The organism is Sphaerisporangium sp. NPDC004334, from assembly GCF_053602655.1.
This window is the reverse complement of sequence record NZ_JBSGDZ010000032.1, coordinates 74,234-90,682: the sequence shown is the minus strand read 5'-3', so window position 1 is coordinate 90,682 and position 16,449 is coordinate 74,234. Positions and strand designations below refer to the sequence as shown.

13 protein-coding genes are annotated in these 16,449 nt (G+C 73.3%); 7 read left to right on the top strand and 6 right to left on the bottom strand.

The features are described 5' to 3' along the window. Nucleotides 1-106 precede the first annotated feature (106 nt). Nucleotides 107-1,129, top strand: coding sequence for an EamA family transporter (locus ACWEN6_RS33645; protein WP_354927452.1), 1,023 nt, complete (start codon nt 107-109; stop codon nt 1,127-1,129). Between the two features lie 433 nt (nt 1,130-1,562). Here ACWEN6_RS33645 and ACWEN6_RS33640 read toward each other — a convergent pair whose 3' ends face one another. Beyond that, nucleotides 1,563-2,132, bottom strand: a complete 570-nt coding sequence (locus ACWEN6_RS33640; protein WP_452575932.1) for a biotin transporter BioY — start codon at nt 2,130-2,132, stop codon at nt 1,563-1,565. 144 nt (nt 2,133-2,276) lie between these two features. Here ACWEN6_RS33640 and ACWEN6_RS33635 point away from each other — a divergent pair, with 144 nt between their 5' ends. After that, the gene (locus ACWEN6_RS33635; RefSeq protein ID WP_354840434.1) at nt 2,277-3,218 is read left to right on the top strand and encodes an HpcH/HpaI aldolase/citrate lyase family protein; all 942 of its coding nucleotides are present in this window, start codon (nt 2,277-2,279) and stop codon (nt 3,216-3,218) included. Between the two features lie 15 nt (nt 3,219-3,233). On the opposite strand, the gene ACWEN6_RS33630 is transcribed toward ACWEN6_RS33635, so the two are convergent. Beyond that, nucleotides 3,234-3,818: a DUF6529 family protein gene (locus ACWEN6_RS33630; RefSeq protein WP_452575930.1), complete on the bottom strand. Its 585-nt coding sequence runs from the start codon at nt 3,816-3,818 to the stop codon at nt 3,234-3,236. Between the two features lie 44 nt (nt 3,819-3,862). After that, complete coding sequence (locus tag ACWEN6_RS33625) at nt 3,863-4,561, bottom strand: hypothetical protein (RefSeq protein WP_452575928.1); 699 nt, start codon at nt 4,559-4,561, stop codon at nt 3,863-3,865. Between the two features lie 790 nt (nt 4,562-5,351). Between ACWEN6_RS33625 and ACWEN6_RS33620 the strand changes: the two genes are divergently transcribed. Then, nucleotides 5,352-6,176: a CPBP family intramembrane glutamic endopeptidase gene (locus ACWEN6_RS33620; protein ID WP_452575926.1), complete on the top strand. Its 825-nt coding sequence runs from the start codon at nt 5,352-5,354 to the stop codon at nt 6,174-6,176. A 263-nt stretch (nt 6,177-6,439) separates the two neighbouring features. After that, nucleotides 6,440-10,165 (top strand): hypothetical protein, encoded by a 3,726-nt coding sequence (locus ACWEN6_RS33615; protein WP_452575924.1) that lies wholly within the window; start codon nt 6,440-6,442, stop codon nt 10,163-10,165. Nucleotides 10,166-10,216: 51 nt separating this feature from the next. On the opposite strand, the gene ACWEN6_RS33610 is transcribed toward ACWEN6_RS33615, so the two are convergent. Next, entirely contained in the window at nt 10,217-10,624 is a 408-nt protein-coding gene (locus tag ACWEN6_RS33610) for an NUDIX hydrolase (RefSeq protein ID WP_452575922.1), read from the bottom strand. A 27-nt stretch (nt 10,625-10,651) separates the two neighbouring features. Between ACWEN6_RS33610 and ACWEN6_RS33605 the strand changes: the two genes are divergently transcribed. The 3 genes from ACWEN6_RS33605 to ACWEN6_RS33595 all read left to right on the top strand — a co-directional run bounded on the left by ACWEN6_RS33605 (nt 10,652) and on the right by ACWEN6_RS33595 (nt 13,131). Next, nucleotides 10,652-11,332, top strand: coding sequence for a DUF6758 family protein (locus ACWEN6_RS33605; RefSeq protein ID WP_452575920.1), 681 nt, complete (start codon nt 10,652-10,654; stop codon nt 11,330-11,332). A 121-nt stretch (nt 11,333-11,453) separates the two neighbouring features. After that, nucleotides 11,454-12,182 (top strand): MBL fold metallo-hydrolase, encoded by a 729-nt coding sequence (locus ACWEN6_RS33600; RefSeq protein ID WP_452575918.1) that lies wholly within the window; start codon nt 11,454-11,456, stop codon nt 12,180-12,182. A gap of 1 nt (nt 12,183) precedes the next feature. Then, nucleotides 12,184-13,131 (top strand): RecB family exonuclease, encoded by a 948-nt coding sequence (locus ACWEN6_RS33595; protein WP_452575916.1) that lies wholly within the window; start codon nt 12,184-12,186, stop codon nt 13,129-13,131. Between the two features lie 41 nt (nt 13,132-13,172). On the opposite strand, the gene ACWEN6_RS33590 is transcribed toward ACWEN6_RS33595, so the two are convergent. Further along, nucleotides 13,173-14,048, bottom strand: a complete 876-nt coding sequence (locus ACWEN6_RS33590) for an alpha/beta fold hydrolase (protein ID WP_452575914.1) — start codon at nt 14,046-14,048, stop codon at nt 13,173-13,175. 199 nt (nt 14,049-14,247) lie between these two features. Further along, nucleotides 14,248-16,146 carry a DEAD/DEAH box helicase gene (locus ACWEN6_RS33585; protein WP_452575912.1) on the bottom strand — a complete coding sequence of 633 codons (1,899 nt, stop codon included), beginning with the start codon at nt 16,144-16,146 and terminating at the stop codon, nt 14,248-14,250. Nucleotides 16,147-16,449: the final 303 nt, after the last annotated feature.

Sequence of the window (16,449 nt, the reverse complement as noted above, 5' to 3'; positions counted from 1 at the left end):
CCCGGCCCCCGTAAAAGCCGTCTCAACCTACGGTCGCACCTTGATCCCGCCGGAGGCCATATGACAGGATCAAAAGCATCTGACGGTCATTACAGGACGGTGGCGTATGAGAGGCGGAGTGCTCGCCATAGCGGTCGGGTCGGCCACGTGCTTCGGGTTCTCCGGCTCGATGGCGAAACTCGTCGGCCTGGGCGGCCTGACGCCCCTGCAGGCGGTGTGGGTGCGCATGGCGGGCGCCGCGCTGCTGCTGGCCGCGATCCTCGCCGTCTTCCGGCCGCGGGCGCTGCGCGTCCCCAAGGGGCGCCGCGGCTTCTTCACCGCCTACGCCCTGATCGCCGTCGCCGGGGTCCAGGCGCTGTTCTTCCTGGCCATCACCCGCCTGCCGGTCGGCGTGGTGCTGCTGCTGGAGTACGCCTCGCCCGTGCTGGTCGTGTGCTGGGTGCGGCTGGTCCGCCGCGTGCGGCTGCCGCGCGCCGCCTACGCGGGGGCGGTGGTCGTCCTCGCCGGCCTCGGCGTCGTGGTGGAGGTCTGGCACGGGATGGCCCTGGACGGCGTCGGCCTGCTGCTCGGCCTGATCGCCTCGGCGTGCTGCGCCGGATACTTCCTGATGAGCGACGGCTACGGCGACGACGTCGACCCGCTCGGGCTCATCGCCTGGGGCATGGCCGGCGCCGCGCTGGTGCTCGCGCCGCTCGCCCGGCCCTGGGAGGTGCCCTGGAGCGCCTTCGGGACGAGCGTCACCGTCAACGGCCGCACCATCCCCGTGCTCGCCGCCGCGCTCTGGCTCATCGTCGTCGCGACCGTCCTGGCCTACGTCACCGGCGTCACCGCCGTGCGGCGCCTGTCGGCCGCCATCGGGTCGACCGTGTCGTCCCTGGAGGTGGTCGCGGGCGCGGTGATCGCGTGGGCGCTGCTCGCCGAGCGGCTCGGCGCCGCGCAGATCATCGGCGGCGCGATCGTCCTCGGCGGGGCCCTGTTGGCTCAGACCGCCACGTCGGGCGTCAGCCGCACGATCGAGGCGCCCGAGGCCGCCCACCGGCCCGCCAGCCCCGTCGCGTCCGAGGCGTTGAGCCGTTCCTTGACCAGGGCCGCCAGCGCCCCGGCCTCGGTCTCCGACGGCGCCGACTGATCGACCGGCGCGACGTCGGCCTCGAAGGAGACCAGCTCGGCCCCGTTGTCCTTGCTGCGCAGCGTCACCCGCACGCGCGAGGACTCGGCGAGGCCGGGAAGCGCCTGCTCCCCGCCGCCGGTGACCAGGTAGATCGCGCCGTCGTGCCAGACGTGCCACGCGAGCCGGTCGCGGCCCGCCAGCGAGACCCACAGGACGCCCGACTTCTTGGCGCCCTCTTCGATCAGCGAGAGACTCATACCTCGCAATCTACGGCCGGGGTCCCGTGCCGTCCCACTCCTCGGGCGCCCGCGGTCGTGCGAGCGCCCGAGGAGCCCACCGGCCCACCGGCTCAGCGGCTGGGCGGCTGGGCGGGCTCACAGAGCTCAGCGGCTCATGTGGCTCATGTGGCGCAGCGGCTCATGTGGCGCAGCGGCTCATGTGGCTCGACGGCTCAGCGGCCGGCGAGCTTCCAGGCCGCGGGGAGCAGGCCCGCGGCCGCCACGACCTTGATCGCGTCGCCGATCAGGAACGGCACCACACCGGCGGCGAAGGCGGCAGGGAAATCCATGCCGGTGGCCACCATCAGCCACGGCAGGCCGACGGCGTAGATGAGCACCGTGCCGAGCGTCATCGTCGCGAGGGTGCGCGCCGGGGTGCGGTCGCCTCCCCGGCCGGCGAGCGCGCCGACGACCGAGGCCGCGAGGATGAAGCCGACGACGTACCCCAGCGTGGCGTTGCCGCCCGAAGGGGCGAACCACGGCACCCCGAGCTGGCCGATCAGCAAGTACAGCGACATGCCGAGGAAGGCGCGGGGCAGGCCGAGCGCCGCGCCCGCCAGCAGGACGGCGAAGGTCTGCAGCGTCAACGGCACGGGGGTGCCCGGCAGCGGGATGCTGACCTGCGCCGCGAGCCCGGTCAGGCCCGCCGCCCCCACGACCAGCACGACATCCCGAACCAGCTTTCCGGGGATGAGATCGGACAATACGGCGGGCCGAAGCGCCGCAGAGGCATCAGAAGCCATGACTATCTCCCTTACCGAGGCTATGTACGTCATTGTCCGTACAAACACTCGGAAATCGGTACAGGATCCGTGCCAACAACGGGTCCCCCCCTTTGTGACCGGCCCACAGCGGGCCGAGGAGGCCGAGGAGGCTAGCGTGTGCGCATGCGCTCACGTCGTTCGTGCCTCGCCGTGCCCGGCAGCAACACGCGTTTCCTGGAGAAGGCGCAGGGCCTGCCCGCCGACGAGGTCTTCCTCGACCTGGAGGACTCCGTCGCGCCGCAGGCCAAGGAGCAGGCCCGCAAGAACGTCGTCCAGGCCCTCCGCGAGGGCGACTGGTCGGGCAGGACCAGGGTCGTGCGGGTGAACGACCTGTCCACCGCCTGGACCTACCGCGACGTGATCGACGTCGTCGAGGGCGCCGGGGACGTGCTCGACTGCCTGATGCTGCCCAAGGTCGAGGACGCCGTCCAGGTCGCCTGGCTCGACCTGCTGCTCACCCAGATCGAGAAGGCGGCCGGGCTGCCGGTCGGGCGCATCGGCGTGGAGGCGCAGATCGAGAGCGCCCGGGGCCTGGTCAACGTCGACGCCATCGCCGCCTCCTCGCCGCGCCTTGAGACGCTCGTGTTCGGCCCGGCCGACTTCATGGCCTCGATCAACATGAGGAGCCTGGTCGTCGGGCGGCAGCCCCCCGGATACACCGAGGGCGACGCCTACCACTATGTGCTGATGCGCATCCTGATGGCCGCGCGTACCTTCGACCTGCAGGCCATCGACGGCCCGTACCTGCAGATCAAGGACCTCGACGGGTTCGGCCTGGCCGCCCGCAGGTCGGCGGCGCTCGGCTTCGACGGCAAATGGGTGCTCCACCCGACGCAGATAGAAGCGGCCAACGAGGTCTTCTCCCCCTCACAGGAGGACTACGACCACGCCGAGCTGATCCTCGACGCCTACGAGCACGCCACGACGGTGGACCGCCGCGGTGCGGTGATGCTCGGCGACGAGATGATCGACGAGGCCTCCCGCAAGATGGCCCTGGTCATCGCCGCCAAGGGCCGCGCCGCGGGTCTTCCCCGCACCAAGGCGTTCGAGCCCCCCGCCTCCTGACCGCGCGGCGCCGGCTCAGAAGGTCACGCCGAACGTCGTGAAGAACCAGAACGACGAGGTCAGCCAGAGGCCGGTCAGCGCGGCGAAGGCCAGCCCGCCGAGCAGGGGCAGCGTCCAGCCGGGCAGGTCGCGCTTGGGCAGCGAGAGCATCTTGGCGACGAACACCCCGTAGAAGAACGAGCCCAGCAGCGAGTGGACCAGCACCCGCGGCACGTCGAACTGCGCGCCCAGGGCGTACAGGCAGTGGAAGGCCACCGGCACCGACACCAGGAAGGCCGCGCGGCCCGACCAGCGATGCAGCGTGCCGGTCCAGGACGGGGCCCGCAGGCCGGGGATCCTGCCGTACATCGCGAGCGCCGAGACCAGTTGGACGATCGCGAGCACGAACGCGGCGGTCGCCAGCCACGACTTCATGGCCTGGGCGCCGGAGAAGCCGGCCAGGCCCACGGCGTATCCGGTCGGGGTGTGCGCGCGCCCGTAGACGCCGAGGGCGACGGCCACCAGTCCGCCGACGATGAGCGGGACGAGGTAGGGCGCGGATCCGGTGACCCGCGCGGGCGGGTCCTGCCGCTGAACGGGAGGAAGATCGGGGACGGTCATGGCGGGCGTTCCTTGTCGTGAGGGAGATCGTCTGGGCGTCGGTGTCAGAGGGTGTCGATGAAGGCGTCGGTGTCCTCGGGGATCAGTCGCGTGCCGCCGACGGTCACCGGGGAGCCGGGGGTGAGCCTCGGAGCGGCCTGCGCCGCGTCGCCGACGTCCACCAGGCCCACCTGGCGGCCGCCGGGCAGGACGATCCAGCCGCCGACGACCTTGGCGCCGCGAACGACGGCGGTCGCGCGGTACAGGCCCGACGGCTTCTTCACGAGCGGGGCGGAGAAGCGCCACTTGGCCTTGCCGACCTGGAGCCTGCCCTGGGCCTTCCCGCCGCCGAGCGCCGCGGTGATCAGCGAGCCGCCCTTGCCCGTCAGGGTGAGCGTGTTGTTCTCGGCGGTGCCCTTGAGCCACGACTCGATGCGGCCGTCGCAGAAGTAGGCGACCGCCTTGCCGTTCTTGATCGAGACCGCCACCAGCCCGCCGTTGCCCTGGGCGATGCCCGCGTACTCGGCGCGCTTGGGGGTGGGGTCGGCGGGCTCGGCGGAGGGAGAGGCGGACGCGGTCGCGGCGGCCGTCTCGCCGGGCTCCGGGGCGACCGAGGTGGTCGCCTTGGCGGCCGGGGCGCCGGCGGAGGCGGAGGAGGCGGAGGCGTTGTCGGTGCGCGGCATGGTCTGCGCGCTCAGGACGCCGATCCCGAGGGCGAGGACCACCCCCGCGCCGAGCGTGTGAAATGGCCCTGGCCTTTTCATGATCTACTCCTGAAGGATGTCGGGTTGTCGCATGCAGCATCGATCCTGGGCACGGCGGCGTCTATGAAGAAATGCGCACAACGGTTGCCAGGATCGAGAGGTTCTCCCAGAGCGCCGGGCGACCGCCGGGCGGTGAGAGGGTGCGAGGACAATGACGTATATGCACGACCCGTCACAGGCGCACCAGTCACAGCCGGATTCCGGGTCCACGGGCCAGGAGCATCCGCCCGCCGACCGGCCGCCCCACCGGCACCCCGCGCCCGGGAACGGCCCGGCCCCCGCCCCGGGCACACCGGCCCAGAACGCGCCCGCGCCTGCGTCCGGCACACCGGGCGAAGGCGACCTCGTGAACGATGCCGGCACACCGGATCAGGGCGGTCCTGCGAACGATGCCGGTGCGCCGGGTCAGGGCGGTCCGGCGTACGGAGCCGGCGCGTCGGGGGAGGGCGGGCCTGTGCGGGGCGATGGGGTGCCGGGAGATAGCGGGCCGTCGCAGCGGCCGGCCGCGCCGCCGTCGTCGCAGGGTGATCGGTGGCATCAGCCCGGCCCGCCGGCGGGCGGCGATGTGGGGTATCAGCCCGGCCCGCCGGCGGGAGGTGATCCGCGGTACCGCCCCGGGTCGCCGCCCGAGGGGGTTTCGCCCGACTACCCGGGTCCGCCGGGCCATCCGGGCGGCCCGCAGGCGTGGCAGGGGCCGCCGGAGCCGGCTCCGTGGGCCGTCCCGCCGTACTGTGGCGCGCGCTATGACCACCTGGCGCGTAACGCGGCCCACCGCTGGTGGCGCCCGATCGTGGGGACGGCCATCATCGCCATCGCCTTCATGGGCGCGGGCCTGGTCGTGATCTTCGTCGGAGTGGTCGTCGCCGAGTTCACCGGCGTCCCCGTTCTCATGTCGGACGACCGGCTCTTCGGGCAGCCGGTGTTCGAGCTGGCCGTCCTGCTGCTGTCGATCGCGGTGGTCCTGCCGGTGGTGTTCCTCACCGCGTGGCTGGTCCAGCGCCGGCGGCCGGGGACGCTCTCGTCGGTGGCCGGGCGGCTGCGCTGGCGGTGGCTGCTGCTGTGCGTCGGGGTGGCCTTCGGGGCGCTGATCCTCGGACAGGCCGCCATGATCGCCACGTACGCCGTGACCGGGGAGGACATCGGCGCCCTGTTCGGCTGGGCCGGGTGGGGCCGCTTCCTGCCCGGGCTCGTGGTCATCCTCCTGCTGGTGCCCTTCCAGGCCGCGGCCGAGGAGTACATGTTCCGGGGCTGGGTGATCCAGGCATTCGGCGCGTACGTGCGGACGCCGTGGCCGGGCATCCTGCTGGGCGCGGCCCTGTTCACCTCGCTGCACGCCTACACCGACTGGGGCATTCTCGACGTGTTCAGCTTCGGTGTGCTGATGGGCTGGCTGGCGGTGCGCACGGGCGGCCTGGAGGCGCCCATCGCGCTGCACGTGGTCAACAACGTCCTGAGCTTCCTGCCGGCCGCGGCCGCGGGCGAACTGGAGGGCGCGATGCGGCAGGGCGCGGTGCCATGGCAGGCCCTTTCCGGCACCCTGGTCCAGTTGACCTTTTTCGCGGTTGTCGTCGTAATAATCGCCCAAAAGCGGGCAATTCAGGCTGTCGCTCGATAAATCTGACTAGAGAGGTCTCGCCAGAATGCCCCTCGGCGTGTTGCCCTAAAGATGTGCGGGCCGGTGGTCGGCCCCAGGGAGGTGCGCGGTGCCGGCGAGGGCGAGAAGCGGCCATGGTTCTGTCCCGTTATGTGATCACCGGGCAGGGTTTGGGTATCGGTACGATCGCACGTGATCCGTTGCACGGGCGACGGATGCGCTGGAGTCCGGTGGAACGGTCCCAATATGCGGACCGAACGCCGGGGTAGCCTGCCGACGAGGAGGTGCTGAGCGTGGTCTCGGGCCCCCACGACCCGCGCTCGTCATGGCGGCCGGCGGACGACGACGCCGACCGCGACGTCACGCCACACCCTTCCAGGCCCCGCCAGGCCCGGACTTCTCCCCACGTTCTGCACCACTCCCCGCCGGGGCCGTCCGACTCGCCTTCGCGCGGCCTGCCCCTGGACTCCCCGTGGGCCCTTCCGCCCTTCGGCGCGCCGACCCCGGACGAGCGGCCCCCGGCGGACGATGACGACGAGCGCGCCGCCCAGGCGTCCAGGCCGTCCTCGGCGGGCCGCCATCCCTACGCGCGGCCGTACGGGGGCGGAGCCGCCGAGCCGCGCCACAGCGCCGGCCGGGCGTCGCCGGAGCCGCCGGTGGAGACCTCCTCCGCCTGGGCCCCCGAGGCCCCCTCCCCGCGCGGCGTCCCGTCCGAGCACACCCCCCAGTACGACTACGACGCCCATCCCGAATACAGCGCCGAACCGGGGTACGGCGCCCAGCGCGACCATGGCGCCCGCTCCGACTACGGTGCTCCGGCCGAGTCCGACTACGGCGCTCCGGCGGAGCCCGACTACGGCGCTTCCGCGGAGTACGAGCACGAGGTGGCACCGGTGGGGGACGAGCCGGCCTGGCCGCCGCGCCGCATCGTCGACCGGCCGGACAAGCTGGTCGCCTCCGGGCCCCCGCGCACGCCGTCCAGCGGGCCGCCGGCGCAGGGGATCTCGCGGGACCTGCAGGGTATCCGGGTCGAGCCCAGCATCCCGGCCGAACCCGAGGACGAGCCCCGCGCCCCGCGCCGATCGCGCTCCCACGGCGCCCCGTCCCCAGGCGCGCCCCAGCAGAGCGACCCGTACGCGCCCGGTGACCGGTTTCCGCGCGATCCGTACGCGCCCGGCGACGCCACCAAGAGCGACCCGTACGCGCCCGGCGACCCGTTCCCGCGGGATCCGTACGCGGCCGGCGACGCTTCCGAGAGCGACCCGTACGGGACCGCTGACCCGTTTCCGCGTGATCCGTACGCGGCCGGCGACGCCGCCCAGAGCGACCCGTACGCGCCCGGTGACCGGTTTCCGCGTGATCCGTACGCGGTCGGCGGCGCGTCCGGTAGGGACCGGTACGCGACCGGCGGGTTGTCCGCGCAGGGGGATCCGTACGCGGCCTACGACGACTCCCACGCCTCCGGCGATCTCTCCGATGAGGCCGCCACGGCGGGTGACCCTTACGCGGTCGGCCACGGGGCTCACGACGTCCCGGCGTTCGGCGCACAGCCCGAGGAGCGCATCGGCCGGCCTCCCGCGGGACGGACGGTGCCGCCCGACGTCCTGGTCGCCTCGGGCCCGCCCCGGCCGCGCGGCGGGCGCGGCCGCCACCATCGCGACCAGCCCGCCCCCCGGACTCCGCGCCCGACCCGCCGCCCCCAGTGGCGTGGCCGGGGACGCGGCCTGCTGACCCCGATCTTCGTGGTCGTCGTGCTGCTCGCGGCGGCCGGCCTCGGACTGGTGATCGTCAACTGGGTGAACTCCCCGGCCAGTTCAGGACTGCGGCTGGCCGCGGGCGACGGCGGCTCGGGCGACCAGGCGTTCGTGGCCCCGCCGGGCGTCAGCGGCAACGGCTCCAGCCAGGTGCTCAACGCCGTCACCTCCGTCGGCTCGACCGTCGTCGCGGTCGGCAGCGACACCACCAGCCCGGTGCCCCGGCCGCTGTTCCTGGTCTCCTCCGACCGCGGCAGGACCTGGCAGCTCGGCCGGGTGAGCGGGGCCACCGGGTACCAGCCCGCCGGGTCGGCCGGCCTGGTCACCGGCGGAGAGGGCCGCTGGCTCGCCGCGGGCACCGAGGTGCCCGGCGCGGCCGGGGTCAGGGGCATGTGGACCAGCACCGACGGGCGTTCGTGGACGGCCGTCGACCCCTCCCGGCTGTCGGCCTTCTGGAGCGGCGACCGGATCACCGACCTGGCGCGCACCGCCGGCGGCTTCGTGGCCGTCGGCTCCACGACCTTGACGGACGGCGGCAGCGGCCCGGTGGCCTGGGTCTCGCCGGACGGGCTCGCCTGGAGCCGCGTCGACACCGGCGAGATCGGCGCCACCGACAAGGTGCGCGCCATCCGCGCCGTCGTGGCCAGGGGGGACGCCGTCGTGGCGCTCGCCGACCCGGGCAAGGGCGACACGACCTCGGTCATCCTGCGATCCCCCGACGGCGGCAGGACCTGGCTGCGCACCGCCGCCGCGCTACCCGGCGTCCGCCCGGAGCCCGGCGCGCTCGCGGTGACCGGCAAGGGGTTCCTGCTGGTCCCGACCCTGCAGAAGTCCGGCGCGGGCGAGGTGCGGGTCTACTGTTCCGAGCTCGGGGACGAGTGGCGCCAGTGCGGGGTGATCGGCGGGCTCGGGCGCGAGGCGACCGGCGTGCGCGGCCTGGCCTCCTCCGCGGCGGGCGTCGCGGCGGTCGCCGAGTCGGGCTGGGAGAGGTACGCCGTGTTCACCAGCACCGACGGCGAGAGCTGGACCGAGAGCACCGACCTCGGCCAGATCCCCGGCACCCTGCGGGGCCTGGCGATCACCGACGCGGGCACGCTGGTGGCGGCCGGCGACCAGCGGTCCGGCGGCCTGGACAACCTGCCGGTGCTGATGATGGCCGACAAGGGCGAGCCCGCCGCCCCGGTGCCGCTCGCGCAGATCAGCGGGCTCACCCGCTCGGCTCGCGAGACCACCGCGCTGGTCACCGCCGGGGAGTCGTTCGTCGCGGTCGGCTCGGTCAAGGGCGACGCCGGCATCTGGACCAGCGCGACCGGGCAGAGCTGGAAGCCGGTCGCCTCGCCCGCACTGGGAGGGGCGGGCCGGCAGGCGTTCAACGACGTCGTCCACGGCCCCCACGGCTGGCTCGCGGTGGGCAGCACGACCGCCGACTCGGCGTTCGTCCGTCCGCTGCTCGCCACCTCCAGCGACGGCAAGACCTGGCGCGCGGGCCCCGAGTCGCCCGCGCTCGGGGCCTCCGGGCGGTACGCCGTGGTACCGCGCGTGGTCGCGGCCGGGCGGAAGGGCTACGTCCTGGCCGGTGACGACAGCGGCCCCGGCGGCGTGGTGGCCGCCCTGTGGTTCTCGCCCGATCTCAAGCGCTTCTCGCGGGCCGCGCCACAGAGCCTCCCGGCGGGCGGCGCCGACGTGCGCGTCGAGGACATCGCCGCCACGGGCGACGGCTACCTCGCGGTCGGCGGGTCGGGCGCGGCGGGCCGCACGTCCGGGGTGGTCTGGTCGTCGCGTGACGGGCTGAACTGGACGGCGCGCAAGCGGGTGATCCCCGAGGGGGCCCGCTCGGCGAGCCTGCGCAGGGTCGTGGTGCACGATCAGCGCATCGTGGCGGTGGGCGGCGCGACCGACGACAAGGGTGCGGAGCGGCCCTTCGCGGCCGTCTCGACCGACGACGGTGTGACCTGGGCGTACTCCTGGCTGCCTGCCGACGCGACGGCGACCGTGCTCGATGTCGCGGCATCCGGTGACGGGCTGGTGGCCGTCGGCTCCTACGGGCCGCCGGCCACCGAGGACAGCGCGGTCTGGACGTCCCAGGAGGGTACCGACTGGCAGCGGCACACGCTGACCGGCGACGGCATGACCGGGGACGGCGCCCAGTGGCTCGGCGCCATCGCCGTCGACGGCGACCGCGTCGTGGCCGTCGGCCGCTCGACGACCTACACCTCCGACCACCTCACCTTGTGGCGCACATCCTTCAGCCGCTGACCTCCCGTCCGGCCCGCCCGGGACCGTGGCCCGCCCGCCCGGGACCCCGGCTCACGCGCCGGATGCGGCGGGGAGGACGTGCCAGGTGGTCAGGACCTCGAGGAGGCCGGAGGTGAGGGGGAGACCGGCGAGCTCGTCCGGGGCGAACCAGCCCACGGCGGCGGCGTCGTCGCCCGCGTGCGGCGTCCCCGCCCCGGCGGTGGCGAAGTAGTCGTGGATCTCGTACACCACCCCGCCGGGACCCGGGCGCTCCACGGTGCCCGCGAGCTCGCCGACCGACACCGTGAGCCCCGTCTCCTCCATCAGCTCGCGCCGCAGCGCCGATTCGTCCGACTCGCCCGACTCAACCCGGCCGCCGGGCAGTGACCACAGCCCCTCGCCCGGCGGCCGCCCGCGCCGGACGAGAAGCAACCGGCCCGCGCCGTCGAACACCACTGCGCCAACGCACCTCTCCCGCATGTGCCAAGATTACGCCGCGATAACGGGATGGCCCTTGACTTACCCGCGCCGGCGGAAGCACCGTGGGTAACTGTGAGAGCCGCGCCCACCTGCCCTCGGTGTTTCGGCACGCTACGGCCGCCAAGCGCATGGTCAAGCGCTTGGCGTTGCGGCGTGCACGGCGCCGTACTGCCCTTCCACACCCGGCGTCCCTCCAGCGAGGCGCTGGAGGCGATCCGCAAGGAATCCGCGGTCCCCTTCTGGCTGCCGTGGCCGCTGCCGCCGAACTGGCTGGTGACCGGCTTCGGCGACGCCGGCGACGAGCGCACGGGCGCCCGCGCGGGCGTGGTGGTCTGCTCGGGTCCCTCGGTCACCCACGGGCCCGCCGACCTGATCATCGTCGCGGAGGAGCCCGGCATGGGGCTCGGCGCGGCCTTCGCCGGCCTGGACGGCCCCGACCCGGGTCCGGGCTTCGACGCGGGGCCGCCCAACGCCAAGGTCGAGGCGCGCGGGCACCCCACGGCGCTGTGGTGGGTCGAGGGGCCGCCCGACCGCGCCGTCTATGTCGGCGAGGCGATGGGCGACTGGCTGTGGGTGATCGGCTGGCCGGCCGAGGCGGGGTGCCTGGTCGCCCTGGCCCAGCTCTCGCTGCGTGACCTCCGCGAACACGACCAGGAACTCGACCTCCCCTACGGGGCGTTCTCCCCCCGGCTGGGCGAGGAGCCGTGACCCCCTCCGCGAGGCTCCACGGCCGTCCCCGGCGGGGGGACGGGCCGGCCCGAGCCGATCGGCGACAATGCGTCCCCGGTAAATATCGAGACGGGCACGAGTGTTCGGTAAGGTCGTGGCCGTGACAGCGCGTATCGAGCGAGTGGTGACCGAAGGCGTCGTGACGATCGACGGCGCCGAGCACAAGGTCGAGAACAACACCTGGATCGTGGGCGACGACGAGGAAGTCATCGTCATCGACCCCGCGCGCGACGCGGAGACGATCCTCTCCAACGTGGGCGACCGCGAGATCCTCGCCGTCGTCTGCACCCACGGCCTGCCCGACCACGTGGGCGGGGCCATCGAGGTGGCGGCGCGCGACGAGGCGGTCGTGGCGCTCAACCGCAAGGACCGCCAGCTCTGGCGTGAGACCTGGGCGGAGACCTACCCCGACATCGACATGGAGGACGAGGGCATCTTCGGCGTCGCCGATGTCGAGCTGGAGGTCATGGCCACGCCCGGCGTCACGCAGGGCGGCGTCTCGTTGTACGTCGAGGCGCTCGGGGTGGTCTTCACCGGCAAGACCCTGCTGGCCGACGGTCCCGGCAAGCTCGGCGGGGAGTATCCCGCCCTGGCCGACCAGCTCACCGCCATCGGCGAGCGGCTGTTCACGCTGCCGACGGACACGCGGGTGCTGCCCGCGCACGGCGAAGAGACCACCATCGGCGAGCAGGAGCCGCACTTCGACGACTGGCTGGCCGGGTCACTGACCCGCACGGGAGCGGCCGACGACGATGACGAGGCCGTGGCCGAGGGGCCGCTGGCCGACGGCACGCGCGTGTCGGGGATCAAGCTGAGCTTCGACGAGTGACGTGCAGCAACTCGGCCTGGAAGGCATGCCGCGACGGCTGTACTCCTGCACGCCGTCGAGGCTGAACACCTGGCTCGACTGCCCCCGTCGCTACCGCTTCACCTACCTCGACCGGCCGGCCCCGCCGAAGGGGCCGCCATGGGCGCACAACAGCGTCGGCGCCTCGGTTCACAACGCCCTGGCCGGCTGGTGGCGCGAGCCGTACGAGCGCAGGACCCCCGCCATGGCGGGGATCCTGCTCACCAAGGGCTGGATCACCGAGGGTTTTCGCGACCTGGAGCAGTCCACGCTGTGGCGCGACCGCGCCAGGGCCATGGTGTCGGGCTACACCAGCACGCTCGATCCGGCGGACGAGCCGGTCGGCGTCGAGCGGACCGTCGCCACGCGCACGGCGGTGATCGCGGTGTCCGGGCGGGTCGACCGCATCGACCGGCGCGGCGACGAGCTGGTCATCGTCGACTACAAGACCGGCCGGCGCCCGCTGACCGAGGACGACGCCCGCTCGTCGCTCGCGCTGGCCATCTACGCCGTGGCGTCCTCGCGCGTCCTGCACCGCCCGTGCCACAGGGTCGAGCTGCACCACGTCCCGACCGGCGAGGTCCTCGCGTGGGAGCACACCGGCGAGTCGCTCGGCCGGCACTTGAGCCGCGCCGAGGACATCGCCGTGGAGGCCTCCGAGGCCGACGAGCGCTACCGCGAATGGTCCGCCGCCAAGGCGACGGCCGGCGCGAGGGCGGCGGGTGCGAGGGCGGCCGGCGCGAGGGCGGCCGGCGCGCCGAGGGCCGCTGCGGCCGGGCCCGTCACCGTGCCGCCGCAGATCGACGCCGGCTTCCCGCCGCGTCCCGGCCCGGTCTGCTCGTGGTGCGACTACCGGCGCCACTGCCCCGAAGGTCAGGCGGCCGGCTCCGCGCACCAGCCCTGGGACGGCCTGGCCGCCGAATCCGGCTGACCCCGCCCCCCGGCATGGCCGGCCGCTGACGGCGCCGGAGGTCAGATGTGGGGGAGATGTTGTTCGGCGTGGTTCCAGAAGCGGGTCAGGGCGTGAGCGGTGGTCTCGGGTGCCTCCACGGCGGGGGAGTGCAGGGCGCCGGGGACCACGACGCATTCGGCGTCGAGCCGCTTGGCCATCTCGGACTGGATCGAGGGGGACCAGCCGTCGTCGTGCTCGCCGTAGAGCACCAGCGTGGCCAGGCCGACCTCACGGAGGTCCTCCAGCCGGTCGGCGGTGTCGAGCACCTGCCGGGCCATCGCGACCAGCCCGGTCAGCGAGTTGGAGAACAGCCTCCTGCGCAGGAAGGCGAGGATGTCGTCGGGCAGGCCGGCGACGATGGCCTCGGGTTCGAGGCGGTGGGTCCACAGGTGCGCGAGGCCGACCTCGGGCAGTTCGCGCAGCATGAGGCGGCACGCCTGTTCTCTGGGCCCGGTGATGCCGGACGGGCCCGAGCTCATGAGCGTGTACGAGGCGAGCTTCGTGGCCCCGCCGATGACGGCCTCGCGGGTGACCAGGCCGCCGAAGGAGTGCCCGAGCAGGTGGACGGGCTCGCCGTCGCCGACGGCCGCGGCGACGTGGTCGATGTCCTCGCCGAGGGCCTCACAGGTGTAGGCGGCCGGATCGTCGGGCCCCTCGGTCTCGTACTGCCCGCGCATGTCGATCGCCACGACGCGGCGCCCGGCCTGGGCGAGCGTCTGGAAGATCGCGATGAAGTCTTCCTTGCTGCCGGTGTACCCGGGCACCAGCAGAGCGGGCCAGCGCTCGGGGACGCCGCTGACGGGCAGCGCCTCCAGGGCCGCGAACGTGCCCACGGGAGTCGTGATCCGCTGCGCGCGGACACCGGGAGGCAGGGTCAGGAATCGCGGCGTGCTCACGCGGCACCACAATACTGACGGTCCATCAGCGTGACACCGTCAAACGCCCTATGCCGGTTTGCTGGTTGACTTTCCACTCTCTCACCCGATCAGATGGCGGTTCACCGCGACCAGCGCGCGCCGTTCGAACGGCGGGCCGCCCCCAAGGGCGTCCCGCCGTTCCGGCCGCTCAGGCCACGGAACTTCATGTGCCGCCTGGTCAGCCCCTCCGGGGACGCTGGTTGGACGGCCTGCGGCGCTGCTGCTGGCGCTCGGAGGCCGCGGAGGGGGCCACGTCATCGTCGGTCGCCAGGTCGGGCGACCGGAAGATGATCGAGAACGGAGAGGGCGGGATGATCCGCTCCGGCTCGGGACGCGCGACGGACGCCTCGTGCGCGACGGGCGCGACAGGCGCGACGGGCGCGGGAGGCGCCGCCGCGTCGAGCTCGTCGACGCCGATCAGCGCCTCCTGGGCGACGGGCGCGATCGCGTCGTCGTCCCGCACGACGGGAGAGGCTGCCTCGGCCAGGGCCTCGGTGAGGGCCGCCCTGTTCGCGCCCCTGCGGGAGCGCTTGAGGACCGGCGCCTCGGCGGCGGCCGGTTCCGGGGCCTGCACGACCGTGGACGGCTCGGGAGCCTGCCTGACCGCGACCGGCTCGGGAGCCTGCGCGACCGTGGGCGGCACGGGCTCCGGTGAGGTCGTCACGGCGGGCGCCGGGGCGGTGAGAACGGCCGGATCGGCGGGCTCGGGGGCGAGGATGTCGCCCTCGAACACCGTGCCGGCGTCCGTGCCCACGGGCTGCCCCGCCTCCGCCGCCTGGCCGGCGCGGGTGCGGCGGCGCTGGCGGTTGCGGGCCGGCCGTTCGCGGCGCTCCTCGCGCTCCCGACGGTCGTCGCGGTCACGGCGGTCGTCGCGGTCACGGCGGTCGTCGCGGTCACGGCGCGAGCGGTGCCGGCCGGTTTCGCCGAGGTCCTCGATCTGCTCGGCCTCCAAGCCCGCACGGGACCGCTGCGCACGCGGGAGCACGCCCTTGGTGCCCTCGGGGATGTGCAGGTCGGCGTAGACGTGCGGGGAGGTCGAGTAGGTCTCCACCGGCTCGGCGAAGTCGAGGCCGAGGGCGTTGTTGATGACCTTCCAGCGGGTGAGCTCCTCCCACTCGACGAAGGTCACCGCCACGCCGGTGCGCCCGGCCCGGCCGGTGCGGCCGATGCGGTGCACGTAGGTCTTCTCGTCCTGCGGGCAGTCGTAGTTGACGACGTGGGTGACGTCGTCGATGTCGATGCCGCGCGCCGCCACGTCGGTGGCCACCAGGACGTCGACCTTGCCGTTGCGGAAGGCGCGCAGCGCCTGCTCACGCTGCCCCTGCCCGAGGTCGCCGTGCACGGCCGCCGCGGCGAAACCGCGCTCTTTGAGCTGCTCGGACACCATGTCGCAGGCGCGCTTGGTCTCGCAGAACACCATCGTCAGGCCATGGCCCTCGGACTGGAGCATGCGGCCGACGATCTCGATCTTGTCCATGCGGTGGGTACGCCAGACGAACTGGATCGTCTTGGAGACGTCCTCGCTGTCGGCGTCGGCGTTCTCGGCGCGCACATGGGTCGGGCGCGACAGGTAGCGGCGCGACAGCTGGACGATCTCGCCCGGCATGGTGGCCGAGAACAGCATGGTCTGCCGCTCGGCCGGGACGAGCTTGATGATGCGCTCGATGTCGGGCAGGAAGCCCAGGTCGAGCATGCGGTCGGCCTCGTCCAGGACCAACATGGACACCTGACCGAGGTCGAGGTGCTTCTGCTTCACCAGGTCCAGCAGGCGGCCGGGCGTGCCGACGACGACGTCCACGCCCTGCTTGAGCGCCTCGATCTGCGGCTCGTACGCCCGTCCGCCGTACACGGTGAGGATGCGGGAGCCGAGCTTGCCGCCGGCGACCACGAGGTCCTCGGTGACCTGCAGGGCCAGCTCGCGGGTGGGCACGACCACCAGGCCGCGGGGCTTCTTGCGGTTCTTGCGGGGTTTGCCGACGCGCTGGAGCATCGCCACGCCGAAGGCGTAGGTCTTGCCGGTGCCGGTGCGCGCCTGGCCGATGACGTCCTGCCCGCTGATCGCGAGGGGTAGGGCCATCTGTTGAATCGGGAACGGGGAGACGATGCCCTCGGTCTCCAGGGCATCGGCGATCTCGGGTATGACTCCAAGGTCTCGGAACGTGGTCAGCTCGGCCTGCCTAAGTCTCCTGCGAAGGCGGGCTTCCGGGACCGCTGGCAGAAGGAACCTCGTGCCGGGTCCGCGCGGAAAAGCCAACCCTCATCTCGTCTCGGCGACCGCCGCGGCGTAACGCGCGTGGGGGCTATCAGGCGATGATCTCCCTGAAGACATACTGCGGTCGCACTCTTACAGAGCAGTGTACTCGATACCACAAGAGTGAGC

Excerpts from the sequence above, each read along its gene's own strand:
- ACWEN6_RS33645 (WP_354927452.1), top strand. The coding sequence starts at position 107 with ATGAGAGGCGGAGTGCTCGCCATAGCGGTCGGGTCGGCCACGTGCTTC.
- ACWEN6_RS33640 (WP_452575932.1), bottom strand. The coding sequence starts at position 2,132 with ATGGCTTCTGATGCCTCTGCGGCGCTTCGGCCCGCCGTATTGTCCGAT.
- ACWEN6_RS33635 (WP_354840434.1), top strand. The coding sequence starts at position 2,277 with ATGCGCTCACGTCGTTCGTGCCTCGCCGTGCCCGGCAGCAACACGCGT.
- ACWEN6_RS33630 (WP_452575930.1), bottom strand. The coding sequence starts at position 3,818 with ATGACCGTCCCCGATCTTCCTCCCGTTCAGCGGCAGGACCCGCCCGCG.
- ACWEN6_RS33625 (WP_452575928.1), bottom strand. The coding sequence starts at position 4,561 with ATGAAAAGGCCAGGGCCATTTCACACGCTCGGCGCGGGGGTGGTCCTC.
- ACWEN6_RS33610 (WP_452575922.1), bottom strand. The coding sequence starts at position 10,624 with ATGCGGGAGAGGTGCGTTGGCGCAGTGGTGTTCGACGGCGCGGGCCGG.
- ACWEN6_RS33605 (WP_452575920.1), top strand. The coding sequence starts at position 10,652 with ATGGCCCTTGACTTACCCGCGCCGGCGGAAGCACCGTGGGTAACTGTG.
- ACWEN6_RS33585 (WP_452575912.1), bottom strand. The coding sequence starts at position 16,146 with ATGGCCCTACCCCTCGCGATCAGCGGGCAGGACGTCATCGGCCAGGCG.